The organism is Prosthecobacter vanneervenii (assembly GCF_014203095.1).
Classification (GTDB): domain Bacteria; phylum Verrucomicrobiota; class Verrucomicrobiia; order Verrucomicrobiales; family Verrucomicrobiaceae; genus Prosthecobacter; species Prosthecobacter vanneervenii.
This window is the reverse complement of sequence record NZ_JACHIG010000008.1, coordinates 113,502-139,536: the sequence shown is the minus strand read 5'-3', so window position 1 is coordinate 139,536 and position 26,035 is coordinate 113,502. Positions and strand designations below refer to the sequence as shown.

Below are 26,035 nucleotides of genomic sequence, written 5' to 3'. Positions count from 1 at the left end.
ACGAAGTTATTTTATGAATACACGCATTCTACTCTGCCTCATCGCTGCATGCGTCTGCGCCTTTGACTCTGCCTCTGCGCAGAACGGTGAGCTGGCGCTGAAGGCCAATGACCGTGTCACGATCTCCATCGGCGGCATTCCTGACAATGAGGTGCCGCAGATCAGCAAGGTGTACACGATCAGCGACAACGGGACGGTGAACCTGCTGCATATCGGCGAGGTGCGCGCGGCGGGGCTGAAGCCTTCGACTCTGCAGCGGGCGATCGAGGAAACGTACAAGGCGCGGGAGATCTACACGCGGCCGACGGTGACGGTGACGACGGATGACAGCGCGACCACGACGCGCATGATCTACGTGATCAGCGGGTGCAACAAGAACGGCCCGATCGCCTACAACACAGGAATGACGGTGCTGAAGGCGATTGGCTCTGCGGGAGGATTTTCGCCGTTTGCGAAGCCAAGCCGGACGAAGCTGATCCGCAACGGGGTGACGAGCGAGATTAATCTGAAGGACATCAGCTCTGATCCTTCGAGGGACATCAAGCTGCAGCCGGAGGATCAGATCATTGTGCCGGAGTGATGGGGGATTGATTGCCTGTGGGACGTGAGTGCTGGCATCGCTACGCGATGCGAGTGCAAAAGAGGTGTGCGGTGCGTGTTTACGAGGGGTGTCGCTTCGCTCAACCCCTCGCTACAGGCTGGGATGGCTACGCCATCCATGGCGGGGTGGATTCTCAGGTCAGGCCTGCACCATTAGCGCTTTAATCTCATCGCGTATCTGAATGAGAATGTTGTTTTCCAATATTGCCACACAGTCAGGTGGAAGGGATCTGGGCTCTGGAACGCGGGGCAGAAGCGTCTGCATACTGCTCAAGATGCTACTAAAGCGGCTCGATCCATTATTCTGGTCATAGTCAGCTGAAAATTCGTGCTGCCAGACTCCAGCTGATCCGTCTGGTCTGGCCAGCATCACATCACCGTTGCCAGGGTAGAAAAATGCAAGGCTTCCATCCCATTCGCCCAATCCTGGGAAAACCTTTTCACGCATGACAAAGGGCCTGTCATTGCAAGACATGCAGCATCCTGAAGGAGGCACTTGGACTGTGAGTCCACCAAACTGCTCGAGGAATTCGAGCATGTAGGAAGCATGTGCGAAATCACCCGCAACCTCCGGTGGCCACTCAAGGCTTTGTGTCAGAGCGGGCACCATGATGACGTTGCCAAACTGGGTCGGTGAATGTTGGTCGTCTGCGCGTTTCATAACGAGCCAGCATTTCATCCCCTGCACCATCACAGAACAGGGTAGCATGCCCTTGAACAAATCAGCAAACTCACGCACCGCGGGTGATTTAAGGGCTGCGAGACGTTTGGTGAATGCTGTTGCTGCTGATGCCTGCTCCTTGCCAATACATGAAATCACAGATGCAGGCACGCCAGTCCCGCCGATTTCAGTCAACGGGAACTGGTGTTCCCATGCATCAGGGAAACTCGGGGAACGGGACTCGTGAACAACTGCGCCCATGATTGGTTATGAACCAGTTCACAGGCCGAGGTCTGTCACGGCGCCCTGGCTGGCGCTGGTGGTGAGCTTGGCGTATTTGGCGAGGACGCCGCGGGTGTAGCGGGGCTTGGGCTGCTTCCACTTGGCGAGGCGGGCCTTCAGCTCCTTGGCGGGGATGCCGAGGGTGATGGCGCGTTTTTCAGCGTCGATGGTGATGGGGTCGCCATTTTTGATGACGGCGATGGGGCCGCCGACGAAGGCCTCCGGGGTGACGTGGCCGACGACGAAGCCGTGGCTGCCACCACTGAAGCGGCCGTCTGTGATGAATGCGACGTCTTTGCCGAGGCCCTTGCCCATGATGGCGGAGGTGGGGGAGAGCATCTCGCGCATGCCGGGGCCGCCTTTGGGGCCTTCCATGCGGACGACGATGACGTGGCCTTTCTTGACCTTGTCATTGAGGATGGCCTGAAGCGCGGTCTCTTCGGATTCGAAGACGATGGCTTTGCCTTCAAACTTGAGGCCTTCCTTGCCGGAGATCTTGCCGACGGCGCCTTCGGGGCAGAGGTTGCCTTTGAAGATGACGAGGTGGCTGTCTTTCTTGAGGGGATTGTTGAGCGGGCGGACGATCTGCTGGTCCTTGGGCCAGACGATCTTGGAGTTTTTCATGTTCTCCTTCATGGTCTTGCCGGTGACGGTGAGGCAGTCGCCGTGCATGAGGCCTTCAGCGACGAGCATGCGCATGAGGGGGACGGTGCCGCCGATCTTGACGAGGTCGTTCATGAAGTACTTGCCGCTGGGCTTGAGGTCGGCAAGGACGGGGGTCTTTTTGCCGATGCGGACGAAGTCTTCGATGCCGAGCTTCACACCGGCGCTGTGGGCCATGGCGATGAGGTGGAGGACGGCATTGGTGGAGCCACCGAGGGTGATGATGAGGGTGATGGCGTTTTCGAAGGCCTCCTTGGTCATGATGTCGCGAGGAGTGATGCCCTTTTTGATCATGTTCATGACGGCGGCGCCTGCGTCGAAGCAGTCGATGAGCTTGTCGGTGCCGACGGCGGATTGCGCGCCGGAGTTGGGAAGGCTCATGCCGAGGGCCTCGATGGCGGAGGCCATGGTGTTGGCGGTGTACATGCCACCGCAGGAGCCTTCGCCGGGGATGGCGTGCTCCTCGATGTCGATGAGCTCCTTGTCATTGATCTGGCAGTTGGCGTGCTTGCCGACGGCTTCGAAGACGGTGACGATGTCGGCGTCTTTCTTCTCTGGGCCGACGCAGCCGGGAAGGATGGTGCCGCCATAGACGAAGACGCTGGGGCGATTGAGACGGGCCATGGCCATGAGGCAGCCGGGCATGTTCTTATCGCAGCCGCCGATGGCGACGAAGCCGTCCATGCCTTCGCAGCCGACAACGGTCTCGATGGAGTCAGCGATGACCTCGCGGGAGACGAGGGAGTATTTCATCCCTTCGGTGCCCATGGAGATGCCGTCGGAGATGGTGATGGTGTTGAAGATGACGCTCTTGCCACCGGCGGCATCGGCACCTTTGGCGGCCTCCTTGGCGAGGCGGTCGATGTGCATGTTGCACGGGGTGACCATGCTCCAGAGGGAGGCAATGCCGATCTGGGATTTTTTGAAGTCCTCGCGCTTGAAGCCGACGGCGTGCAGCATGGCGCGGGAGGCGGCGCGGTCCACCCCATCGACGACGATGGCGCTGTGTTTGCGATGGAGGTCGGGTTTGGCGGCGGAGGCTTTCTTGGGCATGGCTGAGTAGGATTAAAAGAGCGCGCAAAATGGCAGACATGCCCGGTGACGCAAGCTGCCTTTAAAGGCAGGACAGGCGCAGGAAATGGCAATCATGGTGTGGTTTCCGGCGTGCAAAGAGCGATATGGAAAGGGTGAACATGTATTTCCGATGCATCTTTGTTTTTCTGGCTCTGGTGCCGACCCTGGCGACAGCGGACCAGCCTGTGCCGCTGGACTTCAACCTGTACATGCAGGGGAAGTTTGTGTATGAGCGGAACTGCGTGGTGTGCCATGGGCAGCGCGGAGATGGCAATGGGGAGATGAGCCCGACGCTGAAGCCGAAGCCGAGGTCGTTCCGGGAGGGGATGTTTAAATTCCGCACGACGCCGTATGGCAAGCTGCCGACGGATGATGACCTGAGGCGGACGATCACGCACGGGCTGAGCGGGACGGCGATGGGGATTTTCAGCCATCTGCAGGCGGACGAGATGGAGGCGGTGATCGTGTATGTGAAGTCGTTTTCCCGCCGGTGGAAGAAGGAGGAGAACTATGCGCCTGCGCTGACGTTTCCGGCCGAGCCGGAGTGGCTTCAAAAGCCGGAGGTGCTGAAGACGCGTGCGGAGGCGGGGAAGAAGCTTTTCATGGCGAACTGCATGGCGTGCCATGGCGAGAAGGCGGATGGCAAGGGGGCTGCGGCCGTGGGGCTGAAGGACATCTGGGGGCTGCCGGCGGCACCTGCGGACCTGAGGCAGCCGCATCCCCGCTGTGGAGATGGGGCGGGGGATCTTTTCCGGGTGCTGGCCACGGGGCTGAACGGGACGCCGATGGTGAGTTTTGAGGGGACGCTCTCGGCGGAGCAGCGGTGGGATATCATCGCGTATCTGCTGAGCATCCGGCTGCCGTCGGTGCCGGTGCTGTGATGGGGAGTATGAGACAATCAGATGGGGTGACAGGGAGGCTGTCAGTTGGGGAGATTGCGAGATGTCTTATGAATGTTTGTTTGCCTCGGCAGATGGTTAACTTTAGCGTTTAGGCGCATGAGTCATTCCAACCTTACTCCAGAGAGCCTTGAAGCAGCGTTTGCCCCATTTCGTGAGAAGATGCAGGCCGAGGGCCTGAGTGAATCCGCGATACGTGCTTTTCGGGGCAGCTATGCGGCGCTGCTGGCGGGGGAGACGGGGATGATCCCTGAGACGACAATCAAACCAGCGCAGGAACTGCCGCGAGCGGATGATCTGAAAGCGCCGAGCGCGGAACGTGCGGCGGAGCTGCTGAAGCAGACAGTGCTGATCAAGCTGAACGGCGGGCTGGGCACGGGCATGGGGCTGGAGAAGGCGAAGTCGCTGCTGCCGGTGCGGGGAGAGGACACGTTTTTGGATTTGATCGCGAGACAGATCCTGCTGCTGCGGTCGAAGACCGGTGGCGAGGTGCCGATGTTTATGCTGATGAACAGCTTCAGCACCTCGGCGGATACAGCGGCGCATCTGGCGAAGCGCTTTCCGCAACTGGGTGGGACTGAGACGTGGGAGCTGATGCAGAACAAGGTGCCGAAGGTGCTGGCGAGCAGCCTGGAGCCTGCGACATGGCCTGCGAGCCCGGATGCAGAGTGGTGCCCGCCGGGGCATGGGGACATCTATGCGTGCCTGGCAGGATCTGGCTGGCTGGAGCGTCTGCTAAGCAGCGGGGTGAGGTATGCGTTTGTGTCGAATTCGGACAATCTGGGGGCGACGCTGGACCCGGCGATTTTGGCGTGGTTTGCGGACAGCGGGATGCCGTTTGCGATGGAGGTGACGCGCAGGACGGAGTCTGACAAAAAGGGCGGGCACCTGGCGGTGCGGCTGAGCGACGGGCGGTATCTGCTGCGTGAGTCGGCGCAATGCCCGAAGTCTGACGAGCATCTCTTTCAGAACATCGACGAGCACCGGTATTTCAACACGAACAACCTGTGGATCGACCTGCAGGCGCTGAAGGCGGCGCTGGAGGCGAATGACGGGCTGATCCCGCTGCCGCCGATCATGAACAAGAAGACGGTGGACCCGCGTGATGGCAGCTCGCCTGCGGTGGTGCAGCTGGAAACGGCGATGGGGGCGGCGATCGAGTGCTTTGAAGGGGCGGGAGCTATTGAGGTTTCACGGGTGCGGTTTGCGCCGGTGAAGACGACGAGCGATCTGCTGGCAGTGCGCTCCGATGCGTATGAGCTGACGGAGGATTTTTGCCTGAGGCTGCATCCGAGCCGCAACGGCCAGCCGCCGCATCTGCATCTGGACCAGAAGCTGTGCAAGCTGGTGGACGGGCTGGAGCAGAACTTCCCGAACACACCGAGTCTGCTGCACTGCCGCAGCCTGCTGGTGCATGGGCCGGTGGAATGCGGAGCCGATGTGGTCTTCAAGGGCGATGTGGTGATCCACAACCACACGCAGGCGGCGGTGAAGCTGCATGCGGGCGTGCATGAGGGGCCGATCAGCGTGGGTGGATGAGGCCAATTTATGATTTACGATTTTTGATTTATGATTTGAGATGGGAGTATGAAACTCTTCCTGGTGATATTCGGTTTGCTTTGCGGTGGTCTTTGCGCGGCTGATGTGGCGGCGCTGCAGAAGCTGGGGGCGAAGGTGACGGAAGCGGGAGGAGTGGTGACGCAGGTGCAGGTGAATTGTGATGCGTTTACAGCGGATGATTTCCGGACGCTGGGGAACTTTGTGACGATCAAGAATCTGAGCCTCAGCGGGAAGACGATCACGGATGAGACGATGGCGCTGCTGACAGGGCTGAAGGAGCTGGAGATGCTGAGTACGGACGGCATCCAGCTGACGGACGCGGGGTACAAGCACTTTGCGGCGTTTCAGAAGCTGAAGTCGCTGGCGTTTTTTCATCCGGCGTTTCGCTCGAAGGATTTTACGGGGAGCGGTTTGGCGGAGCTGAAGGCGCTGCCGAAGCTGGAGAGGCTGACCTTTGCAGGATCGACAGCGGGGGATGTGGCGATGGAGGCGATAGGCCAGCTGACACAGATCAAGGAATTCCGCACGTGGCACACGGCGCAGACTCAGGCGGGGAATGCGGCGCTGGTGAAGCTGACAAACCTGACGTCGCTGCGGCTGGGACAGCGGCTGCCGGAGTGGGGGAAGGATACGCCGGTGAGCTTTGATGAGACGACGATGGAGGTGGTGGGAAAGCTGAAGACGCTGGAGTCTCTGGAACTGACGGAGGCGAGGCTGAGCGCGAAGATCATTCCGCAGCTCAAGGGATTGCCGAAGCTGAAGAGGCTGAAGTTTGAGACGGTGGATATTTCTGCGGCAGATGTGGAGGCGGTGAAGGCGGCGCTGCCGGAGTGCAAGGTGGAGTGGAAGGAGATGAGCGCGGAGGAGAAGGAAGCGCTGCTGGTGAAGAAGCTGAGGCTGTGAGGGGGGATGATGGGTGTGCGCGAAGGCGCATGCGTGTGGCGGAGCGCGTTGAGGACGCTGCTGGTGGGCGGCGTGATGTGAAGAGAGCTGTGGGTTTGCTTTCCGATCAGACTGGCATAACCCAGGGCGGCGCTCGCTTAGGCTCGCTTGCCCTGGGCTCTATTATGCCGCCCCTTTGGGGCTGAGAAGTGCGGGTGCGGCAGTGGGTAGCTCCGTTGTTTAGCCAAGCTCTCGAAAAGCTTGTCATATCAAGCACGTCTTAAAAGGGTGCTCATCTGTGGACTGGCGGCGCTCTGAATGGAGTGGGACCCATACTCTCGGCATCGCCCAGTGTTGCCGCTTCCTCCATAAACGCGTTGCAGGTGTGGGGATCCAGATGCCCCCCTCAGTCGGCTCATGCCTTCGTCATCAGACCCGTTTTCGTCGCATCGTGGTATCAGATGGCTGAAAGGAAGGAAGGTTGGAGTCATGCGGAAATTCATGACCCTGCGAAAGCGGTGTCGTCGATGCAGGCTTGCGCCTTGCATCTCTGCCACCGCAGTCCAAGACGCTGGTGCGTTATTTGATGAACCGCAGGGCTAAGGCTTGCGCCATTCGTTGTCTTTTTGCTCAACCACTGCATCTCCGCGCACGACGATGTCCTGTGACTGGTGGTGGATGAGGCAGTGGGTGATCCGGTGGGATTTGCCTTCGAGGAAGAAGCCTGCTCCGAGATTGTGATGGACCTCGCAATTGGTGTAGGTGGTGATGCAGTCGTTGACGTCGGCGACGCCGCCTGCATTGGAGCCGTTCCAGGCGATCTCGGAATCGAAGACGTCCATCTGCACTGTTTCGTGGGCGCTGATGCCTTCATCGCCATTGGAGAAGGCTTTGACGTTTTCCAGGCGGATGCCGACGCGGGGGCCGTGGATGTTGAAGCCGTCGTTGGCGGCGTGGATTGCGGTGATGTTTTTGATGGTGATGTAGGAGCAGGCGATGTTGACGCCGCTGGCCAGTCCGGGTGGCGGCAGGAAGATTTTGGATGAGCCGGGAGTTTTACCTGCGGGCCAGCGGAAGCAGATGGAGCCGTCGGCTTTGAAGGCCATCTGGCCGGGTTGAAGCGTCTCTGCTGCTGCGAAGATGACTTTGCCTTTTTCGCCGCTCTTCTGCTCGGCGGCACGATCCCGCACAATGCGGATGGGGACCTCCTCGATGAAGAGTGCGGCGCGCTGTACGTCATCGACGGGCGGGTGTTTTTCGAAGGGGCCTCGGGAGGTCCAGAGGTCGCCCTGCTTGTCCCAGTCGTGGGAGGTGACGTCGATGCCGAGGTCGATGATCATGCCATGACCGTCGTAGACGGCGGGCTTTTCAGGCGTGCCGCCTTGCGTGAGGGTGAGAGGGGTACGGCGGATTTCCTGGGCGTGAGCGGTGAAGGCGAGGGCAAGAAAGATAAAGAGGCGGTGCATGAGTGTGTGCTTGTTTAAGCCTTCCAGAGGTCTTCGCCATAGCTCCAGCCTTCGCGGACGGGTTCTTTGATCCAGGCGTCGAATTCGGGGGCGTTTTTGACCTTCATGTTTTCGGAGTCCCATTCGATGGTTTTGCCGGAGCGGATGGCAAGCACGCCAGTGCTGACGAGTTCCGTAAGGGGGCAGGCGTAGTCGAAGTGGGAGCCAGCATGAGGGATGGTGCCGCGAATGGCAGCGAAGAGCTCGCCAATGGGCTCGCCAGCGACGGAGCGGGGGAGGGGCTTGCGACGGAGGATGTCGATGATGGGCGTCATGCGCTCGCGGGGCCAGAGCTGGGGGCTTTGAACGCGCATGCCTTCGGAGAAGAGGGTCTCCTTGCTGCCTTTCATGATCATGCCGTTATCTGGGAGACCTTTGGTCATGCCAGGCAAGGCCTCGGGGAGGAGGCCGCCCTCATACCAGTGGATCTGAACGGGAGGCATGGTGCCGCGTGCGGCGAAGTGGAAGATGATGTGGGACTGGGGTGCGGTATAGCCTTTGAAGTCGGCGGGCTGCTGCTGGACGACCTCGACTTTCTCGGGCATGCCGAGCTGCAGGGTCCAGAAGGGGGCATCGAGGCAATGGCAGCCGATGTCGCCGAGGCCGCCGCAGCCGTAGTTCCACCAGCCGCGCCAAAACTGCGGCATGTACTGTGAATTGTATTCGGCATCGGCAACGGGGCCTTGCCAGAGATTCCAGTCCACGTCTTTGGGGATGGGTTCGCCGGCAGGGATCTGGGTGGGGAACTGCTTCAAAAAGCCGACTTTGCTGATGGGGCGGTCGGTCCAGCAGTGGACCTCGCGCACCTCGCCGAGGACACCGGCTTCAAACCATTCTTTGACGAGGCGGATGCCCTCCCAGCAGTGGCCTTGATTGCCCATGACGGTCTGCACGCCGTATTTTTTGGCGGCTTTTTGCAGGGTGCGCACCTGCCAGATATTGTGGGCGAGAGGCTTCTGCACAAAGACGTGCTTCTTTGCCTGCATGGCGGCCATGGCTGCGGCGAAGTGGGTGTGATCCGGGGTGGAGATGAGGACGGCGTCGATGTCAGAGCCCTTTTTGTCGAGCATCTCTCGGAAGTCGGTGAACTTGGGGACGGTCGGATGCTTTTTGGCCTGCTCGAAGGCGCTGCGGCCGCCGAGATCGCGCCAATCCACATCGCAGAAGGCGACAATTTCTTCGCCCTGGGATGCCTGCACCGCGCCATTGCCCATGTTGCCGATGCCGACGCAGGCGACGCGGATCTTTTGCTTGGTGTCGGCGGCGCGGAGGATGTTGGGGCCTGCGAGAGAAGCGAGGGCGGTTGTCTTGAGGAAGTGGCGGCGGGGGTGGGAGGGCATGAGGAGGTGAACGGACCAAGTGGGGGGAGATTTTACATTGTGCGGAGCAGAGATTTCAAAAGCCTAGCAAGTGTGCATAATCATGGAAGCAATTCATGTCTGTCTCTCCCAATTCTCAAGGCGAACGCGCTAAACGCGGCCCAATCCTGATCGAAAACATCTATGAAAAGGAGACGACGGAATCTTTCATCGAGAGGCATTTTCGAGACCGGACATTGCATCGATGCCGTTTTGGGGCGGAATTTGATGTGGATGCAATCGTCGAGCAATACTCCGCCGACTTGGTGCGAAGCGCGCAAGAGCTGGAACCGAATCCAGATGGAAAGGGCTTGAGAGCAGGCTGGACGATGCTGCTTTTCCGTCGTGCGGAAATGTCATTCTGGCTGTTTATGAAGAAATCAGGCAACGGCTACGGTGCCAAAGACGCTGATAAGGAATTTACGCTGACCGTGACAGCAGATACTCCCAAGCGGGCAGCGGAAGACGCTTTGATGCTGCAAAAACATTTCACGGCTAGCGATGAAGCCCCAGGCTTTTTCATGGTGAGAGACATCAACAGGCCAAAGCGCATCCCACTGAAGCCAGAGTATGCTTTGTCAGATGAAATGCTGAATCTGCACTACGGGATTGATTGTGCGGATTGGGCAGCGCGTTTCACGCATGGTCTGAGACAGAGCGGTCTTTCGATTTTGCGTGGCAAGCCAGGGACGGGCAAGACCTCCTTTTTGAGGCATCTGATTTACACCCTGGGGGGAACGTATCGGTTTTACTACCTGCCGGTCGATGCTTTCGGGCTGCTTCAGGTGCAGATGTCCGAGTTCCTCGCCAAAGAGCGGAAACGATTTAAAGAAGCCGTTTTGGTCCTGGTGCTGGAGGATGCCGAGCAACTGCTATTAGACAGGCGGGGGTATCGTGACGGTCTTGCCTCCAGTCTTCTGAATTTCACCGACGGTTTTGTAGGCGACATTGTTCAAGCGCATCTCGTCTGCACCATCAACAGCGAGGTCAAGGATCTGGATGAAGCCGTGTTGAGACCTGGCAGGCAGAGGTTTTTCCGTGAGTTTGATCTCCTGGAGTGGGGGCAGGCCTCGGAGCTTGCCAAGAGGCTTGGGGTCGAGCTGTCTGAAAAACGCAGTTACTCACTGGCGGAGCTTTACCATTTCAAAGATGTGCAAAACACCGAACGAGTGGCCAAGCATGATCGGTCGATCGGCTTCACCGTGGAATGAATCGAGGGCGGGGAGGAGCAAGGAGGCCGCCTTTGCGTTTGACCCGGGACTTTTTGGGCGGCAAAGGTCGCGGTCCCGGCGTAATCAAACGCGCCTGCAACCCCACAACACACGCATATTCATGGAAACAACCCTCGTCTCAGTCGGCTCTATCGTCCCCGATTTCGAAATGGAAACTTATGAGCCTTCGCACGGTGATTTCGGCAAGGTCTCACTGGCCGACATCAAGAAGGCTGGCAAGTGGGCCGTCCTGGTGTTTTACCCGGCGGACTTCACCTTTGTGTGCCCCACCGAACTGGCTGACCTGGCCGACCAGCAGGAGAAGCTGGCTGCACTGGGTGCGCATGTGGTGGCGGTGTCCACGGACACGAAGTTTGCCCACATGGTGTGGCGCAACACGGAAGGCCTGATGAAGAATGTGAAGTACACGCTGGCTGCCGACACGACGGGCGCGGTGAGCCGCCTCTTTGGCGTGTATGACAGCGGCACAGGCCTGGCGCTGCGCGGCACCTTCATCATCAACCCGGAAGGCAAGCTCGTCTCCTCCGAGGTGAACTTTTACAACGTGGGCCGCGACGCCGGTGAACTGGTGCGCAAGATGGAAGCCAACGTGCACCTGATGGCGAACCCGAGCGAGGCCTGCCCCGCGAAGTGGACCCCCGGTGCCAAAACGCTGAAGCCGGGCAAGGACATCGTGGGCAATGTGGCCTCGGTGGTCAACGGCTGAGGTGACTGACCGCTGATTTTTGCAGCCTTGCGGATGATCTCCGCAAGGCTGTTTTCATTTTAGGCTGCAAGGATGGCAGAACGTGGCTGCGGTGGTCGTACTGTGAGGCATGCAGCGCGCCATTCTTTTTGCCTCATTTCTTTTCACCCTGGCTCCGGCTTCCGGGGAGATCACCATCGGGAAGTATGACATGGCCTCGATCAGGGACACGGGGAACCTGGAGACGAAGGTGATCATGGACTGGCATGCGAATCCGAAGGATGCGGCGATACGGCAGAAGCTGGTGGAGATCACGGTGTGTGAGTGGTGGCCGGGGCTAAAGGTGAGGCTGCCGGTGACGTTTCTTGCGCCTGCGACAGGCGTGTGCACGAATGTGATCATCGAGAACACGGGCCTGCAAATGAAGCCTGCGGCGGTGGCTGGGGCCAAGCTGCGGCTGCTGAAGGAGAATGGGGTGGGCATCGTGCTCATCGGGATGGTGCCGATCAATGACATGGAGCCGGTGGGTAAGCTGCACCTGATGATGGAGGAGCATTTCATCCAGACGAAGGACACGCGCTACACGCCTGCGTGGATCTGGGGTATCAGCGACATGCGTGCGCTGACAGCGGCGGTGGCGGAGAAGGAGGTGTTTCAACCGAAGAAGGTGCTGGCGACGGGAGGCTCGAAGCGCGGAGTGGCGACGGCGGCGGCTGGGATCGCGGATGAGCGGGTGACTGCCATCATGCCGGTGGTGGCGCCGGTGATCGAGAGTCCCGGCGGCCCCTATGTGGAGGGCATGCTGGCGGAGGAGATCACGAAGATGAATGAGGAATTCATCGCGAAGATGTCTGACCCAGTTGGGCGTGAGAAAATGCTGATCCGGCAGAAGGCGAGATCGGATGAGCGGATCACGGTGAAGATGGCGCGTGATGCGGGGTGGAGCGATGCGGAGATGAAGACGGCGTGCAATGCGGCGTGGGAGGCATGTCGGACGACGAATTACCTGGACGTGCTGAAGAAGCGTGGCACGGAGATCTTTTACAACCAGGGATCGAATGACAATGTGAGCCCGGGGCTTGTGGAGCTAGGCAGGCAGTTTCCGCAGCTGCCGGTTTTGATTGTTCCGGGAGGGCAGCATGGCGGTGCGAAGGAGGCGGGTTTTGTGAAATCGGTGGGAGGCATGCCGGAGGTGGATGAGAATCTGCGTGCTTTTGCGCTGCATCACTTCTTTGGCACAAGGCACATGGTGGCTCCGCCGAAGGTGAGCACGCAGTGGGACAAGGCCGCGCACAAGCTGATGGTGAAGGTGGTGTTTCCGGATGGGAGCGAGCCGCAGCAGAACAGCGTGTGGTGGTCGGTGAACCGGCATCCGGATTACTCGATTGCGATGGAGTTTGATGCGTGGACCTCAGCGCCGCTGAAAGAAGATGGTGCTGATACCTACAGCGCTGAGGTCACGATCGAGGGAGAGGTGAAGACGCTGGATGTGATCACGGTGCACGCGCAGGAGGAAAGCGGGAGCACGCTGACGGTTTCGAGTCCTGAGATCCGTCTCCCATAAGTTTGTACTGCCATGAACCGCCGCCATTTCCTACACGCTGCTGCCGCCCTGTCCATGACTGCCCGTGCATCGGCGGCAGCAAAGCTGCACATCGCCACCAACACCTATCCATGGGGCACGTTTGCGAAGCGCGACGGCCGGGCATTCCCACTGCACACCGATGAATCCCTGGCCGCCATCGCCTCGAGCGGCATCACGGGGTACGAGCCTGCCATCGGCAGGGTGGAGGAGTTTGAGGGGCTTGGAGCACGTCTGAAAGCCCACGGACTGGAAATGCGCTCCCTCTATGTGGGCAGCACTTTGCACGATGAGGCGCAAAACGCGCAGAACATCGAAAGTGTGCTCAGAATCGCCCGTGGTGCTGCGGAGATCGGCTGCAAGGTGATCGTGACCAATCCATCCCCGCTCAAGCAGGGCGTGCAGGACGGAAAGAGTGATGCGCAGCTCATCACCCAGGCGCAGGCGCTGGACCGGCTGGGCGAGGAGCTTCGCAGGCTTGGTCTGACGCTGGCGTACCATAATCATGATGTGGAACTGCGACATGGCGCCCGCGAGTACCACCACATGCTGACGGCGACGAATCCTGAGCATGTGAAATTCTGCCTGGACGCACACTGGGTCTTTCGTGGCTGCGGCAACTCCGAGGTCGCGCTCTTTGATGCCTTGGAGCACTATGGCAGCCGTATTGTCGAGCTGCATCTCCGGCAGTCCAGCGGCGGCGTCTGGACAGAGGTCTTCACAGGCAAAGGCGACATCGACTATGACCGGCTCGCCTCGTGGCTGCAGAAGCACAACCTCAAGCCACACCTTGTGCTCGAGCAAGCCGTCGAAAAAGGAACTCCGCATACCCTGGATGCAGTCAATGCGCACAAGCAGAGCCTGGAGGGCGTGGAGAAGACCTTTGCGGGGATGCGTGGAGATTAGAGCCTGTTCTCGTAAAGCCTGTCACATTGCTCGTGCGGAGGAGCGGCCCCACTAGGTGCGTTGGTCGCTTGCCCGCTACTTAGCGAATGCGGCCCTGAGCGGGCTTGGGGGCGGAGAGGCCGCCGAGCTGGTTGCGGAATTCATAGACGTCGCTGCGGTAGAAGGTTTCCTCGTGCCAGAGTGGGGAGGTGTCTGCGAGGAAGCCGGTGGCGATGACGAGGAGGCAGGCGGTGTGTGTGGGGATGCCGAGTGCGGCTGCCTGCGGGGTGGTGGCGTTTACGGCGCGGATGGACTCATCGGCACCGGAGATGGAGAGGCGGCACTTCTTTGTCCAGAAGGCGTATAGTGAGCCTGCGGCGGTGGTCTTGGTCATGCCGGTGCAGAGGCGGGCGATGACGTGCCGACGCTCGTAGATGACGGGCTGGCCGTCGGCGAGGCGGATGCGCTCGATGTAGAAGAGCGGATCGGAGGGCTGCAGCTTCAATGCCTGCACGACGGAGGCGGGTGCGTCAGCGGCGGTGATTTTGCGAAATGAGATGACCTGGGTGCCGGGCTTTTTTCCTGCTGCTGCGGCTTTCTCCGTGAAGCTGACGAGGCGCTGGAGATCGTAGTCCAGCACGCTCTCGCGGACGAAGGTGCCCGCGCCCTGGCGGAACTCCAGCAGGCCGGTGGAGACGAGGCTGCTGAGGGCTTTGTTGGCGGTGGGGCGGCTGGTGCCGAAGCGCTCGGCGATCTCGCGCTCGGTGAGGAATTTGGCCCCGGGCACGAACTGGCGGCTGCGGAGGAGCTTCCGCAGCTTTTCGATGAGCTGCTCATGAAATGACGCCGGTCTGGCCACGGAGGGCAATCTGGGGTGAAAACGTCCTTTGACAAGTGGCTAAGCCAATTTAGGGATTGGCTTAGCCAATTACCACACCATGAAATATAGCTACTCCGAACTCGCCAAAATGATCGACCACAGCCTGCTGCATCCGACGATGACGGATGCGGAGCTGGAAGCCGGGTGCAAACAGGCTGTGCAGTACCAGGTGGCCTCGGTGTGCATCAAGCCGTATGCGGTGAAGCAGGCGGTGGAGTGGCTGAGGGGCTCCGACGTGATCGTGGGATGCGTGATCGGATTTCCCCACGGAAACAGCACCACGGAGTCGAAGCGCTATGAGACGGAGCTGGCCTGCAAGGACGGGGCAAAGGAGATCGACATGGTGGTGAACCTGGGCAAGGCGATGGGCGGTGACTGGGGCTATGTGGAGGCTGATGTGAAGGCCGTGTGTGACGAGGCACACAAGCATGGCGCGAAGGTGAAGGTGATTTTGGAAAATGATTACCTGACCAAGGGCGGCGCGGGCCTGAGCAGCGATGATTTCAAGAGGAAGCTGTGCGAGATCTGCGAGAAGGCGGGTGCGGACTGGGTGAAGACGAGCACGGGCTACGGCTTTGTGAAGCAGGCGGATGGAAGCTACAACTACAAGGGAGCGACCGAGCATGATCTGGCGCTGATGCGTGCCGCGTGCAGCCCGAAGGTACAGGTGAAGGCGGCGGGCGGTGTGCGCGATCTGGCGGGACTCATCAAAGTACGTGACCTAGGTGGATCGCGCTGCGGGGCCTCGGCCACGGTGGCGATGATGGAGGAGTATCGCAAGCGGGAGGCAGACGGCACGCTGCAGGGGCTGCAAGGGAAGATCGGCGCGGGAGGATATTGATCCGGGCTTGGCTTTTGCTTGGCTGATCCTGCTTGTGCGTATCTTGTGGTCAGAAACCCTCTTTTGATGGCGTTCTCCAACCACTCGCAATGACCAGCCGCGCCCTTATTCTTTGCCTAGGACTGCCAGCCACCGGCTTCGCGGTGGATTTCAACCGTGACGTGCGCCCGGTGCTGGCGCAGCATTGTTTCAAATGCCACGGGATGGACGATCAGGGGCGGAAGGGGAAGCTGCGGCTGGATTTGCGTGAGGCGGCAACGGGCAAAGGGAAATCGGGCGAACTGGCGATCGTGCCGGGGAAGCCGGATGCGAGCGAGGTGATCAAGCGTGTCTTTTCCAAGGATGAGGATGAAGTGATGCCACCGCCGCATACGAAGACGGTGCTGCCAGAGAGTGCTAAGAATATTCTCAAAGCGTGGATTTCCGAAGGGGCAAACTATGAAGCGCACTGGGCGTATGTGCCGCCGAAGCAGGCGACGCTGCCTATGCCGGGGATGCATCCGATTGATTCATTTATCCAAGCGAGGCTGAAGCAAGAAGGGCTGAAGCCTTCGGCGCAAGCGGACAAGTACACGCTGGTAAGGCGTGTGTATCTTGATCTCATCGGACTGCCGCCCACGCCGAAGGAGGCGGATGCGTTTGTGAATGACCAGTCTGCCGATGCGTATGACAAGCTGGTGGATTCGCTGCTGGCGTCCAAGCAGTATGGCGAGCGCTGGGCAAGGCGCTGGCTGGACCTGGCGCGCTATGCGGATACGAACGGATTTGAGAAGGACCGGCCGCGGCCGATCTGGCCGTACCGGGACTGGGTGGTGCGGGCTCTGAATGAGGACATGCCGTTTGACCAGTTCAGCATCAAGCAGCTGGCGGGCGACATGCTGCCGAAGGCGACGCCGGATGATCTGATCGCGACGGGATTTCACCGGAACACGATGCTGAACGAGGAAGGGGGGATTGATCCGAATGAGTATCGTTTTTATGCGATGGTGGATCGTGTGAGCGTGACCGGCACGGCGTGGATGGGGCTGACGATGAACTGCTGCCAGTGCCACACGCACAAGTACGACCCGATTCTGCACACGGATTTTTATCGGACGATGGCGCTGCTGAACAACGCCGACGAGCCGACTTACTTTATCCCGACGCCGGAAGTGGAAGCGCAGCAAAAGGCGCAGCAGGCGAGAATGGCGAAGCTGGAGTCTGAGCTGGCGGGCAAGTTTCCTGGGGGGAAGACTGTGATGGAGAGCCGGTTTGCCGGATGGCTGGAAGGGGAGTCGCGCCGAGCCTCGAAGTGGGAGGTGATCAAGCCGACCAAGATGGAGACGACGATGCCGCACCTGGAGCAGCAGGCGGATGGCTTCATCTTGGGCAGCGGTGACATCTCAAAGAGTGATGTGTATGACCTGAGCTTCAAGGCACCGATCAAGGGAGTGCGTGCGCTGCGCATTGAAGTGACGTCGCATCCGAGCCTGCCGAACAACGGGCCGGGGCTGACGAATTATGAGGGGCCGATCGGGGGCTTTTTCATGAGCGAGCTCCAGGCTTCGCAAAACGGGCAGCGTGTGAAGATCGCTCGGGCGGAGGACACGAATGAGGATGAAGACGACAAGATCAATGATGCGGCAGCGGCGAATCCTAAAGCGAAAGCCAAGGCGGCCGCGAAAGCCAAGAAAAAGAACAATGCGCAGGCCACGCTGGATGGTGAGATGTCGAGCGGCTGGCAGGTGCTGGGCGGCTATGGTGTGCAGCATGCGGCGGTGTTTCATTTTGAGCAGCCGGTGGATCTGACGAACGGCCTGGATTTAAAGCTGCTGTTTGAGAAGCACTTTGCCTGTCCGCTGGGGCACTTTCGCATCTCTGTGACCACGAGCGATCACGCTGAGGCCATGGGGTATCCGGCAGAGGTGGAGGAGGCGCTGGCTTCTGGAGACAAGAGCAAGCATGAACTGCTGCTGCGTGCCTTCTTGGAGAATGCCGATGAGATGAAGCAGGCGGTGGCACCGCTGCTGGCTGCGCGCAAGAATCCGGCGCGTGGTCAGGCCACCCTGGTGATGCAGGAACGGCCTGCGAGCAATCCGCGCAGCACGCACCGCTACCACCGTGGGGAATACCTGCAGCCGAAGGAGGAGGTGACACCGGCGGTGCCAGCTTTTCTTCCTTCGCTGCCCAAGGGAGAGGCGGCCAACAGGCTGACTTTTGCGAAGTGGCTTTTTGCGCCTGAGAATCCGCTGACGGCGCGTGTGACGGTGAACCGGCAGTGGCAGGCGTTCTTTGGACGGGGGATCGTGAAGTCACTGGAGGATTTTGGGTATCAGAGCGATCCGCCCTCGCATCCGGAGCTGCTGGACTGGCTGGCGGTGGAGCTGGTGAAGCAGGGCTGGTCGATGAAGAAGCTGCACCGGCTGATCGTAACGAGCGCGACGTACAAGCAGGGAAGCCGGATCACGCCGGAGCTGGCGCAGAAAGATGCTGAGAATGTGCTGCTGGCGCGCGGGCCGCGTTTCCGGCTGGAGGCTGAGATCATTCGTGACTCCGCGCTGAAGGCTGCGGGTGTGCTCTCTCTGAAGATGGGCGGGCCGGGAGTGTACCCACCGCAGCCAGCGAGCGTGACCTCTGAGGGCACCTACGGCAAGGTGGAGTGGAAGGTCAGCGAAGGAGAAGACCACTTCCGCCGCAGCCTGTACACCTTCACCAAGCGTACCGCGCCGTTTGCGATGGCCACGACGTTTGATGCGCCCACAGGGGAATCCTGCCTGGCGAAGCGCGAGGTTTCCAACAGTCCGCTGCAGGCGCTGACGCTGCTGAATGACCAGATGTTTATGGAGGCGGCGCAGGCGATGGCGAAGCAGGTGATCGTGGAGTCCAAGACGGACGATGAGCGGCTGCAGAACATCATCCGCCGTGCGGTGACGCGGCCTGCGACTACGGAGGAGCTAGCGATGTTCAAAGCCTTCCTGCAAAAGCAGCGTGAGAGAAAAGTGAGCGATGAAGCCCTGTGGGCCGATGTGAGCCGTGCCGCCCTGAACCTTGACGAAGCCATTACGCATCCATGAACACCTCGAATATTACTCGTCGTCATTTCTTTCAGGACTGTGCCGTCGGCACGGGGAAGATTGCGTTGGCATCGCTGCTGGCGGAGTCGGCCTACGGAGCGGCGCAAAGTCCGAACGTTGCTGCGCCGACGCATTTTCAGCCGAAGGCCAAGGCGGTGATTCACATGTTCATGGCGGGTGCGCCTTCGCAGTTGGAGTTGTTCGATAACAAGCCGATGCTGACGAAGTATGAAGGAAAACCGCTGCCTCCTTCGATCATCGGCGGGCAGCGTTATGCCTTCATCCGGCCTGATGCTGCGGTGCTGGGGCCGCGCTACAAGTTTGCCAAACATGGGCAGTGCGGAGCGGAGCTTTCAGAGATGCTGCCGCATCTGGCGACGGTGGTGGACGACATCGCGATTGTGAAGTCATGCCGCACGACGCAGTTCAATCATGCGCCGGCGCAGATCTACATGAACACCGGTTTCTCGCAGCCGGGGCGGCCGAGCATGGGATCGTGGATCACGTATGGCCTGGGGGCGGAGACGCGGGATCTGCCGAGCTTTGTGGTGATGAGCACGGGCAGTGGGATCAGCGGTGGGGCGGCGTGCTGGAGCAGCGGGTTTCTGCCGAGTGTTTATTCGGGGACACGCTTTCGCAATTCGGGTGATCCGATTCTGAATGTGAGCACGCCGCAGGGCATTGAAGCGGGGACGCAGCGGGACACGATCGAGCTGATCAATGCGATGAACCAGCGGCGTCTGAAACTGGATGGCGATGGCGAGACGGCCACGCGTATTGCGAATTATGAGATGGCGTACCGCCTGCAGAGTTCTGCGCCGGAGCTGATGGATCTTTCGAAAGAGGATGAGGCGACGCTGAAGATGTATGGCTGTGATCCGAAGGTGCCGTCGTTTGCCCGTGCGTGTCTGCTGGCGCGGCGGATGGTGGAGCGCGGGGTGCGCTTCATCAACATCTACAATGAAGGCTGGGATGCGCACAGCGATGTGGCGGGGAATGTGAAGAAGAACTGCGGCATCACCGACCAGGCGAGCGCGGCGCTGATCAAGGACCTGAAGCAGCGCGGGCTGCTGGACAGCACCCTGGTGGTGTGGGGCGGGGAGTTTGGGCGCACGCCGATGGTGGAGGCCAGTGTGTCGCTGGGGCGCAGCCTGGGGCGCGATCATCATCCGCAGGCATTCACCATGTGGATGGCCGGTGGCGGCATCAAGGGAGGGGTGACGATTGGGGCCACGGATGAGATGGGCTTCAATATTGTCGAGGACGAGACGCATGTGGCGGACCTGCAGGCGACGATTTTGCACTGCCTCGGGATTGACCATGAGCGGCTGACTTTCAGCAAGGCGGGGCTGGATTTCAAACTGACGGGCGTGGAGCCTTGTCATGTGATCAAGCAGATCCTCGCGTGATGATTCCAGCCACCATCGTGCAGGGGCATCGCGTGGCCTCGGGCCTGAACGGGAACCCGAAGTTTCCAGGTGGAACACTGCGGATGCAGCAGCCGTATTTTGCGGCGCTGGGGCTGGATCTGAGCGCGTTTTATCCGGGTACGTTGAATGTGAGCATCGCACCGAAGAGTTACCGTGTGGTGCAGCCGCGGCACACGTTTCGCGCGCTGAAGTGGCATCCGGAAGATGCGGCGGAGGATTTTTCGTTCTTTGATGTGACGGTGCATCGGGAGGGAGCGGGACCGGTGAAGGGGTGGATTTATTTTCCGCACCCGGATACGAAGCCGTTGCACTTTCAGAAGCCGGATGTGCTGGAGCTGCTGCTGCCGTGGACGGAGGGTCTGGGGTATGGGACGAGGATTGAGTTGGAGGTGCCGGAGGAGCAGATGGTGTTTGAGGGGTGAGAGAGAAGGGCTGGCGCGATGGCACAATAGTTCTGTGGCGGCGTGGCGGTGAGACGCTGCTGGAGGGCGCGGTGGGGGAAGATGGCGCTGGGTTTGCTTCCCTATTTGTTTGCTCATACCCAGGGGAGCACTCGCTAAAGCTCGGCACCCCTGGGCTGAATTACGCAGCCCCTTTGGGGCTGGCTGAGGTTATAGGAACAAGCAGTCTCTTTGTGGGCTGGAACACGAGTGAATGCGAGAGTCTTGGAAATGTAGGACGTGGTTTATTGAGAGGAGCTCGTCAGCGCCAAGTATCCTTGTGAGTTTGCTAACAAGACGGACGTTGATGCTGCATGAAGTGGATTTTCTTTTTGATGATATGTGCGGCAGCAGCTTATGCCGACAATCAGGCGGATATTGAGTATGCGAGGGTGGGGGATGTTTCGCTGAAGCTGGATCTGCACCGGCCGCAGGGGGAGAAGCCGCCGCTGATTGTGTATGTGCACGGGGGTGCGTGGCGTGGTGGCAGCAAGGAGGATGTGCCGATTGGCAGCCTGCTGGAGCGGGGATACGCGATCGCGAGCGTGAACTACCGGCTGTCCACGCAGGCGGTGTTTCCTGCGCAGGTGCATGACATCAAGGCGGCGATCCGGTTTCTGCGTGCGAATGCGGGTGTGTATCACATCAACGCGGACAAGATTGTGATCATCGGCTCATCTGCTGGCGGGCATCTGGCGGCGCTGGTGGGTGTGACGAATGGAGTGAAGGAACTGGAGGGGACGGTGGGAGAGAATCTAGAGCAGAGCAGCGACGTGCAGGGGATCGTGAGCTTTTTCGGGGCATCGAATTTGATGACCATCCTCTCCCAAAGCACGCCGAAGGGCCGCGAATTCCGCATCCCCGCGCTGAAGCTGCTGTTGGGGGATACGCCGGACAAGAAGCCTGAACTGGCCAAGCTGGCGAGCCCCGTGGCGCATCTGGACAAGAAGGATCCGTCGCTGATGCTGATCCACGGAGATGCGGATCCGCAGATGCCGCCGCCGCAGTCTGACGAACTGGCCAAGGGCTACCGGGAGCTGGGACTGCCGGTGACGCTGATCGTGATGCCGGGGAGCAGGCATGGGGGCGCGGAATTCTATGATGATGAGCGCACTGCGATCGTGTCCAAGTTTCTCGACAAGGTGCTGCATTGAGCCAAAATGCGGGCTCTCATGCCAAAACCGATCATCGCCGTGACCATGGGCGACCCTGCAGGGGTCGGTCCCGAAATCTGCCTGCAACTGCTAGCCAACGAGGAGGTGTGCCAGCAAGCCACACCTGTGGTGTTTGGAGATGCGAGACTGCTCTCCCGCTGTGCGCGGCAGACGGGGCTGCCTGCTCCTGCGCGAATCATCAGTGAGATCGAGTGGGCGGACAAGTACAGCAGCATCGACGGACCGGCGGTGCTGGATGTGTTTGGCTTTGATGCGGAGGATTTTAATCCTGGCACGGTGAGCGCCAGGACCGGGGCGGCGGGGTATCGCTATGTGGAGAAGAGCATCGAGGCAGCACTGGCTGGACAGGTGGCTGCGGTGGCGACAGCTCCACTGAACAAGGAGGCGCTGCATGCGGCGGGGATCAAGTACCCCGGGCACACGGAGATGTTTGCCGAGAAGATGGAGGCGGAGCGCTCCTGCATGACCTTTTTCTCCGAAGAGATGATCTGCAGCCTGGTGACGGTGCACATCGGCTATCAGGATGTGGTGCCGGCGCTGACATCTCAGCGAATTCAGGACGTGATCGACCTGACGGCGGATGCGGTGAAGCGGGTGCGTGGTAAGAAGCCGAGGATCGCGGTGTGTGGGTTGAATCCGCACGCGGGGGAGCATGGGCTGTTTGGGCGTGGTGAGGAAGAAAAGATCATCGAGCCTGCGATCGAGGCCGCACGGCAGAAGGGGCATGTGGTGGAAGGACCGCTGCCGCCGGACACGGCTTTCATCGCCTCGAAGCGGCGGGTGGTGGATGCGTATGTGTGCCTGTACCACGACCAGGCGCTGATTCCGCTGAAGGCACTGGCTTTTGACACGGCGGTGAACACGACGCTGGGACTGCCGGTGCCGCGCACGAGTGTGGATCACGGGACGGCGTGTGACATCGCCTGGCAGGGCAAGGCCAACGGGCGCAGCCTGGTGGAGGCGGTGCTGCTGGCGGCGAAGATGGCGGGGTAAGAAGCCGGCGGCGGCGGATCAGGGGGCTTTGTTTGTCCCCTCACCCGGCCTCTCCCCATAGGATGTCCTGGAAGATACCAGCCCTCGGTGGGGAGAGGGGAAATGTGCTGGGCTCTGCGTTTATTTCCGATCTGCGACCCAGCGGGGGACGCAGCCCTGGTGGGCCTGGGTGACGGTGGCGGCGAAGTCGGCGAGGTAGCCGAAGGGATGGCTGACGGCGGGGATGGTGCGAGGGCGGGAGTCGAGATCGGCATGCACGTGAATGGTGCCTGCGAGGAGGTCGAATTCGATGTCGTCACCGTCTTGGACGGCTGCAATGGGGCCACCAACTGCGGCTTCCGGACTGCAATGCACGCCCACGGCACCACCAGAGACGCCTGAGACGCGGGTGTCTGAGAGCAGGGCGACCTTACCATAGAGCTCTGGCACGGCGAGGGCGGCACTGGCGACGTGCATTTCAGGCATGCCGAGTGCCACGGGACCGCAGCCACGGATGACGACGATGTGGCCGGGCCGGATGCGGCCCTCTGCAGCGGCATCGGAGACGCCTTTGGAGTCGTGGAAGCAGATGGCTTTGCCGCGGAACTTGGGCTCGTCCAGGGAGGAGACTTTGAAGACGACGCCGTCGGGGGCGATGTTGCCAAAGCAGACCTGGATATCGGCGAACTCTTTGAAGGGGGCGGCGATGGGCGCGATGAGCTCGTTGGGGAAGGGGACTTCCGGAGCGTCGGCGAGGTTTTCCGCGAGTGTTTTGCCAGTGACGGTGATGCAGGAGCCATCGAGCAGGCCTGTTTTCATGATGTGCCTGAGCAGCATGGTGGTGCCGCCGAGGCGGTGGAGATCGACCATGGTGCCACGGCCACGGGGGGCGAAGTTGCACAGCACGGGGGTGCGGCGGCCGATGGCCTGGACATCGCGCAGAGTGAAGTCCACACCGGCTTCGCGGGCGACGGCGAGGATGTGGAGGACGCCATTGGTGGAGCCACCGATGGCGCAGATGGCAGTCATGGCGTTGGTGAGGGAGGCCTTGGTGATGATGTCACGAGGGCGGAGATTCATCTCCAGAAGGCGGCGGACGGCCTTGCCGACGCGGAGGCATTCCTCGCGCTTGCCTGTTTCGATGGCAGGCATGGAGGAGGTGTCTGGTAGGCTGAGGCCCATGGCCTCAAGGGCGATGCCCCAGGTATTGAAAGAGGCGGCGATGCCGCAGCCACCGGCGCCCGGGCAGGCGGTGCGGATGATCTGCTCTGACTCCTCGTAGCTCATGGTGCCCTGCTTCTCCTTGGCAGCGGCATCGTAGACATCGAGGATGGAGGTGGAGTGGCCTTTGTGACAGCCGGGCATGATGCTGCCGCCATTGACGATGAGACCGGGGTAATTGGTGCGGGCCAGCGCCATGGCGAAGGCGGGGCCGTTTTTGTCGCAATGATGCAGGCCGATGAGGGCATCGTAGCAGTGGGAGGTGCAGATCATTTCAGCACCATTGGCCATGATGTTGCGAGAGCAGAGTGAAGCAGCGCCGCCGATGTTTCCCTGCGTGATGTTGTCGCTGACAGGCGAGACGCCAAAGGGAAACCCAATGAGGCCTGCATCTTTGCAGCCCTGGGCGATGAGCTGGGCGAGCTCGTGGGCGTGGACGTTGCAGATATTGCCGTCGAGCAGCGGGGTGCCGATGCCGATCTGGGGCTTGTCAAAGTCCTCCGGCTTGAAACCCAGGCCCCAGAAAAAGGCGGTGACGCCGCGCTGCCAGCCGTGGGTGAGGTTGTTGGAGTTCCAGTTGAGAGGTTGTTCGGTCATATGTGCGCGGATGCTAGGCAGGAAGATGCGCCGCGCCAAAACAAAAGCTCCCGACCAGTTGAACGTACTGGCCGGGAGCTAACTAATCAGATGTGTTATTGAGAGGCTTCAAGCCCCGCAAATTAGAACGCGAAGCTCAGCTTGGTTCCCCAATAGAACTCGTTCTGAGTCGTGTTGAGGGCGGCACGGAGCTTGTCGCTGTGGTTCAGGGCGACGTAGGTCGTGAGGGTCACGGCCTTGGTCAGCTTGATCGGCACGGCGATGGTGTAGAGCTGGTGGGTGAAACCAGTCTTGTGAGTGTCCTGCAGGCTCTGGCCGCGATTGCCCACCAAACCAGTGCCGGCGGAGCCGTTACCGGTGTAGTAGTCGATGCCATAGCCGGTTGCGACGGAAGGAACAATGCTCAGCCAATCGTTGATGGCGAAGGTGTAATCTGCGCCAAGAGAGATGTACTGACCATTGATTCGGAAGTCGTAGTAGTAGCCAGCGTAGATGTTGAAGGCCTTGATCGGCACTGCAACGGTCCAGCCAAGCTCACCAGCGCCTTTCAGGGCGAATTCAGGGTCAAAACCAGCGTTGGGAGCACCATTCATGCTGCCACCGTAGTTGTCCGGATAGAAGTAGTATTGGTACTGCATTCCGAACTTGGCCCATCCAGCGTTGTAGTTGAGGCTAGTGATGGCGTCGACTTCAGAGTATTGGAAGCCGGAAGCGCTCTTCGTGCCGGGACCACCAGCAGGATTTGGATAGGGAGTGCCAGCGGTGTTGATGTAAGCACCACCGATGCCCCAGGAGAGCTTCTCAGTGATCGGCACGCTGATGTTCAGGGCGCTCCAAATGATGTTGTCGGCGAACCAAAGACCGCGGAAGTAGTAGCGGCTGTCGTAGCCAGCATCAAAGGTGGCTCCGATGGAGTCGAAGAGTGCACCTGGTTCAGCCGGAGTGGTTGGGACGGGGTTTTTAGCGGCAGGGCCTTTCGCTGCCGGAGTGTCGGCGGAAGCGTTCAGCGCTGCACAGGCAGCAAGAACGGTCACCGACTTGGCAATGAATGATGTCATGCTTTTGGGCTTCATGTGTTGGTCGAGTTTAGTTATTGTTGGTGTTGAGGCGCTGAACTGACCGGGATGGCAGAGCAGCTAGCGCTTTTTTAAGAGAGCAGGCTCCGTGCCAAGTTATGGCGGTTGTTGAATGACCCAGATTCTAAAGGTGAGGGTTGCTCAGAAGATATTTCCCTCAGTTGTGAAGGTGGAATGGGCTTTGGTCCGAAGCGTTTTTTGGGAGCAAAAAATAAATCGTTTTTTTTGCCAGTTGTGACAGGAGGCAAATTTTTTTCGAAAATTTTCCCCAGCTGAATAGGATGGTGGCCGATATCCTGAGGCGTGACCGATTGATGCCAAAAATGAGCCAGAGGTCCTATTTTGTGCTGCTAAGTTTACGCAGGCTTAGTTTGATGGCTTCAATGGAACGATCATGCTGAAAGCAAAGAGGCGAATGTCAGCGTGAATAATCAGGCGCAGGTGTGCCTCAAGTGAGGGGCTGGGTGGGTGTATTGCCGGAT

At 60.0% G+C, this 26,035-nt stretch carries 21 protein-coding genes; 14 read left to right on the top strand and 7 right to left on the bottom strand.

The features are described from left to right. Window positions 1–13 precede the first annotated feature (13 nt). Window positions 14–580, top strand: a complete 567-nt coding sequence (locus HNQ65_RS17975; protein WP_184341492.1) for a polysaccharide biosynthesis/export family protein — start codon at window positions 14–16, stop codon at window positions 578–580. Window positions 581–739: 159 nt separating this feature from the next. Here HNQ65_RS17975 and HNQ65_RS17970 read toward each other — a convergent pair whose 3' ends face one another. Next, the gene (locus HNQ65_RS17970; protein ID WP_184341490.1) at window positions 740–1,522 is read right to left on the bottom strand and encodes a hypothetical protein; all 783 of its coding nucleotides are present in this window, start codon (window positions 1,520–1,522) and stop codon (window positions 740–742) included. A gap of 18 nt (window positions 1,523–1,540) precedes the next feature. After that, on the bottom strand, window positions 1,541–3,259 hold the full coding sequence (gene ilvD, locus HNQ65_RS17965) for a dihydroxy-acid dehydratase (RefSeq protein WP_184341488.1): 1,719 nt from the start codon (window positions 3,257–3,259) through the stop codon (window positions 1,541–1,543). 140 nt (window positions 3,260–3,399) lie between these two features. Between ilvD (HNQ65_RS17965) and HNQ65_RS17960 the strand changes: the two genes are divergently transcribed. From HNQ65_RS17960 to HNQ65_RS17950, 3 genes are all read left to right on the top strand, one after another. After that, window positions 3,400–4,161: a c-type cytochrome gene (locus tag HNQ65_RS17960; protein ID WP_184341486.1), complete on the top strand. Its 762-nt coding sequence runs from the start codon at window positions 3,400–3,402 to the stop codon at window positions 4,159–4,161. A gap of 117 nt (window positions 4,162–4,278) precedes the next feature. After that, window positions 4,279–5,718 carry a UTP--glucose-1-phosphate uridylyltransferase gene (locus tag HNQ65_RS17955; protein ID WP_184341484.1) on the top strand — a complete coding sequence of 480 codons (1,440 nt, stop codon included), beginning with the start codon at window positions 4,279–4,281 and terminating at the stop codon, window positions 5,716–5,718. A gap of 48 nt (window positions 5,719–5,766) precedes the next feature. Next, window positions 5,767–6,642 carry a leucine-rich repeat domain-containing protein gene (locus tag HNQ65_RS17950; protein ID WP_184341482.1) on the top strand — a complete coding sequence of 292 codons (876 nt, stop codon included), beginning with the start codon at window positions 5,767–5,769 and terminating at the stop codon, window positions 6,640–6,642. Between the two features lie 578 nt (window positions 6,643–7,220). On the opposite strand, the gene HNQ65_RS17945 is transcribed toward HNQ65_RS17950, so the two are convergent. Both HNQ65_RS17945 and HNQ65_RS17940 read right to left on the bottom strand, forming a co-directional pair. Beyond that, window positions 7,221–8,087 (bottom strand): right-handed parallel beta-helix repeat-containing protein, encoded by an 867-nt coding sequence (locus tag HNQ65_RS17945; RefSeq protein WP_184341480.1) that lies wholly within the window; start codon window positions 8,085–8,087, stop codon window positions 7,221–7,223. Window positions 8,088–8,101: 14 nt separating this feature from the next. Next, window positions 8,102–9,466: a Gfo/Idh/MocA family protein gene (locus HNQ65_RS17940; protein ID WP_184341478.1), complete on the bottom strand. Its 1,365-nt coding sequence runs from the start codon at window positions 9,464–9,466 to the stop codon at window positions 8,102–8,104. A 95-nt stretch (window positions 9,467–9,561) separates the two neighbouring features. Between HNQ65_RS17940 and HNQ65_RS17935 the strand changes: the two genes are divergently transcribed. The 4 genes from HNQ65_RS17935 (at window position 9,562) to HNQ65_RS17920 (ending at window position 13,889) form a co-directional block, all read left to right on the top strand. Further along, window positions 9,562–10,695 carry an AAA family ATPase gene (locus tag HNQ65_RS17935; RefSeq protein WP_184341475.1) on the top strand — a complete coding sequence of 378 codons (1,134 nt, stop codon included), beginning with the start codon at window positions 9,562–9,564 and terminating at the stop codon, window positions 10,693–10,695. A 121-nt stretch (window positions 10,696–10,816) separates the two neighbouring features. Next, complete coding sequence (locus HNQ65_RS17930) at window positions 10,817–11,422, top strand: peroxiredoxin (RefSeq protein ID WP_184341473.1); 606 nt, start codon at window positions 10,817–10,819, stop codon at window positions 11,420–11,422. Between the two features lie 109 nt (window positions 11,423–11,531). Next, window positions 11,532–12,965 (top strand): PhoPQ-activated protein PqaA family protein, encoded by a 1,434-nt coding sequence (locus HNQ65_RS17925; RefSeq protein ID WP_184341471.1) that lies wholly within the window; start codon window positions 11,532–11,534, stop codon window positions 12,963–12,965. Between the two features lie 12 nt (window positions 12,966–12,977). Then, the gene (locus tag HNQ65_RS17920) at window positions 12,978–13,889 is read left to right on the top strand and encodes a sugar phosphate isomerase/epimerase family protein (RefSeq protein WP_184341469.1); all 912 of its coding nucleotides are present in this window, start codon (window positions 12,978–12,980) and stop codon (window positions 13,887–13,889) included. Window positions 13,890–13,968: 79 nt separating this feature from the next. Here the strand turns inward: HNQ65_RS17920 and HNQ65_RS17915 are convergent, their stop codons facing one another. Beyond that, on the bottom strand, window positions 13,969–14,727 hold the full coding sequence (locus HNQ65_RS17915; protein ID WP_184341467.1) for a UTRA domain-containing protein: 759 nt from the start codon (window positions 14,725–14,727) through the stop codon (window positions 13,969–13,971). A gap of 79 nt (window positions 14,728–14,806) precedes the next feature. On the opposite strand from HNQ65_RS17915, the gene deoC reads away from it, so the two are divergent. The 6 genes from deoC to pdxA all read left to right on the top strand — a co-directional run bounded on the left by deoC (window position 14,807) and on the right by pdxA (window position 22,680). Continuing rightward, complete coding sequence (deoC, locus tag HNQ65_RS17910) at window positions 14,807–15,589, top strand: deoxyribose-phosphate aldolase (protein WP_184341465.1); 783 nt, start codon at window positions 14,807–14,809, stop codon at window positions 15,587–15,589. Between the two features lie 89 nt (window positions 15,590–15,678). After that, entirely contained in the window at window positions 15,679–18,642 is a 2,964-nt protein-coding gene (locus HNQ65_RS17905; RefSeq protein WP_184341463.1) for a PSD1 and planctomycete cytochrome C domain-containing protein, read from the top strand. Further along, the gene (locus tag HNQ65_RS17900) at window positions 18,639–20,051 is read left to right on the top strand and encodes a DUF1501 domain-containing protein (protein WP_184341461.1); all 1,413 of its coding nucleotides are present in this window, start codon (window positions 18,639–18,641) and stop codon (window positions 20,049–20,051) included. Before HNQ65_RS17905 ends, HNQ65_RS17900 begins: the two co-directional genes overlap by 4 nt. Then, the gene (locus HNQ65_RS17895) at window positions 20,051–20,494 is read left to right on the top strand and encodes a hypothetical protein (RefSeq protein ID WP_184341459.1); all 444 of its coding nucleotides are present in this window, start codon (window positions 20,051–20,053) and stop codon (window positions 20,492–20,494) included. The genes HNQ65_RS17900 and HNQ65_RS17895 overlap by 1 nt, the downstream gene beginning before the upstream one ends. Window positions 20,495–20,826: 332 nt before the next feature. Then, a complete protein-coding gene (locus HNQ65_RS17890; protein ID WP_184341457.1) occupies window positions 20,827–21,666 on the top strand; it encodes an alpha/beta hydrolase in 840 nt (279 codons plus the stop codon). 18 nt (window positions 21,667–21,684) lie between these two features. Next, entirely contained in the window at window positions 21,685–22,680 is a 996-nt protein-coding gene (pdxA, locus tag HNQ65_RS17885; protein ID WP_184341455.1) for a 4-hydroxythreonine-4-phosphate dehydrogenase PdxA, read from the top strand. A 120-nt stretch (window positions 22,681–22,800) separates the two neighbouring features. On the opposite strand, the gene ilvD (HNQ65_RS17880) is transcribed toward pdxA, so the two are convergent. Continuing rightward, the gene (ilvD, locus tag HNQ65_RS17880; protein ID WP_184341453.1) at window positions 22,801–24,477 is read right to left on the bottom strand and encodes a dihydroxy-acid dehydratase; all 1,677 of its coding nucleotides are present in this window, start codon (window positions 24,475–24,477) and stop codon (window positions 22,801–22,803) included. Window positions 24,478–24,599: 122 nt separating this feature from the next. Further along, window positions 24,600–25,550 (bottom strand): hypothetical protein, encoded by a 951-nt coding sequence (locus tag HNQ65_RS17875; protein WP_221306210.1) that lies wholly within the window; start codon window positions 25,548–25,550, stop codon window positions 24,600–24,602. Between the last annotated feature and the right edge of the window lie 485 nt (window positions 25,551–26,035).

Coding starts and splice junctions, on each gene's coding strand:
- HNQ65_RS17975 (WP_184341492.1), top strand. CDS start 14: ATGAATACACGCATTCTACTCTGCCTCATCGCTGCATGCGTCTGCGCC.
- HNQ65_RS17970 (WP_184341490.1), bottom strand. CDS start 1,522: ATGGGCGCAGTTGTTCACGAGTCCCGTTCCCCGAGTTTCCCTGATGCA.
- ilvD (WP_184341488.1), bottom strand. CDS start 3,259: ATGCCCAAGAAAGCCTCCGCCGCCAAACCCGACCTCCATCGCAAACAC.
- HNQ65_RS17960 (WP_184341486.1), top strand. CDS start 3,400: ATGTATTTCCGATGCATCTTTGTTTTTCTGGCTCTGGTGCCGACCCTG.
- HNQ65_RS17955 (WP_184341484.1), top strand. CDS start 4,279: ATGAGTCATTCCAACCTTACTCCAGAGAGCCTTGAAGCAGCGTTTGCC.
- HNQ65_RS17950 (WP_184341482.1), top strand. CDS start 5,767: ATGAAACTCTTCCTGGTGATATTCGGTTTGCTTTGCGGTGGTCTTTGC.
- HNQ65_RS17945 (WP_184341480.1), bottom strand. CDS start 8,087: ATGCACCGCCTCTTTATCTTTCTTGCCCTCGCCTTCACCGCTCACGCC.
- HNQ65_RS17940 (WP_184341478.1), bottom strand. CDS start 9,466: ATGCCCTCCCACCCCCGCCGCCACTTCCTCAAGACAACCGCCCTCGCT.
- HNQ65_RS17935 (WP_184341475.1), top strand. CDS start 9,562: ATGTCTGTCTCTCCCAATTCTCAAGGCGAACGCGCTAAACGCGGCCCA.
- HNQ65_RS17930 (WP_184341473.1), top strand. CDS start 10,817: ATGGAAACAACCCTCGTCTCAGTCGGCTCTATCGTCCCCGATTTCGAA.
- HNQ65_RS17925 (WP_184341471.1), top strand. CDS start 11,532: ATGCAGCGCGCCATTCTTTTTGCCTCATTTCTTTTCACCCTGGCTCCG.
- HNQ65_RS17920 (WP_184341469.1), top strand. CDS start 12,978: ATGAACCGCCGCCATTTCCTACACGCTGCTGCCGCCCTGTCCATGACT.
- deoC (WP_184341465.1), top strand. CDS start 14,807: ATGAAATATAGCTACTCCGAACTCGCCAAAATGATCGACCACAGCCTG.
- HNQ65_RS17905 (WP_184341463.1), top strand. CDS start 15,679: ATGACCAGCCGCGCCCTTATTCTTTGCCTAGGACTGCCAGCCACCGGC.
- HNQ65_RS17900 (WP_184341461.1), top strand. CDS start 18,639: ATGAACACCTCGAATATTACTCGTCGTCATTTCTTTCAGGACTGTGCC.
- HNQ65_RS17895 (WP_184341459.1), top strand. CDS start 20,051: ATGATTCCAGCCACCATCGTGCAGGGGCATCGCGTGGCCTCGGGCCTG.
- HNQ65_RS17890 (WP_184341457.1), top strand. CDS start 20,827: ATGAAGTGGATTTTCTTTTTGATGATATGTGCGGCAGCAGCTTATGCC.
- pdxA (WP_184341455.1), top strand. CDS start 21,685: ATGCCAAAACCGATCATCGCCGTGACCATGGGCGACCCTGCAGGGGTC.
- ilvD (WP_184341453.1), bottom strand. CDS start 24,477: ATGACCGAACAACCTCTCAACTGGAACTCCAACAACCTCACCCACGGC.
- HNQ65_RS17875 (WP_221306210.1), bottom strand. CDS start 25,550: ATGAAGCCCAAAAGCATGACATCATTCATTGCCAAGTCGGTGACCGTT.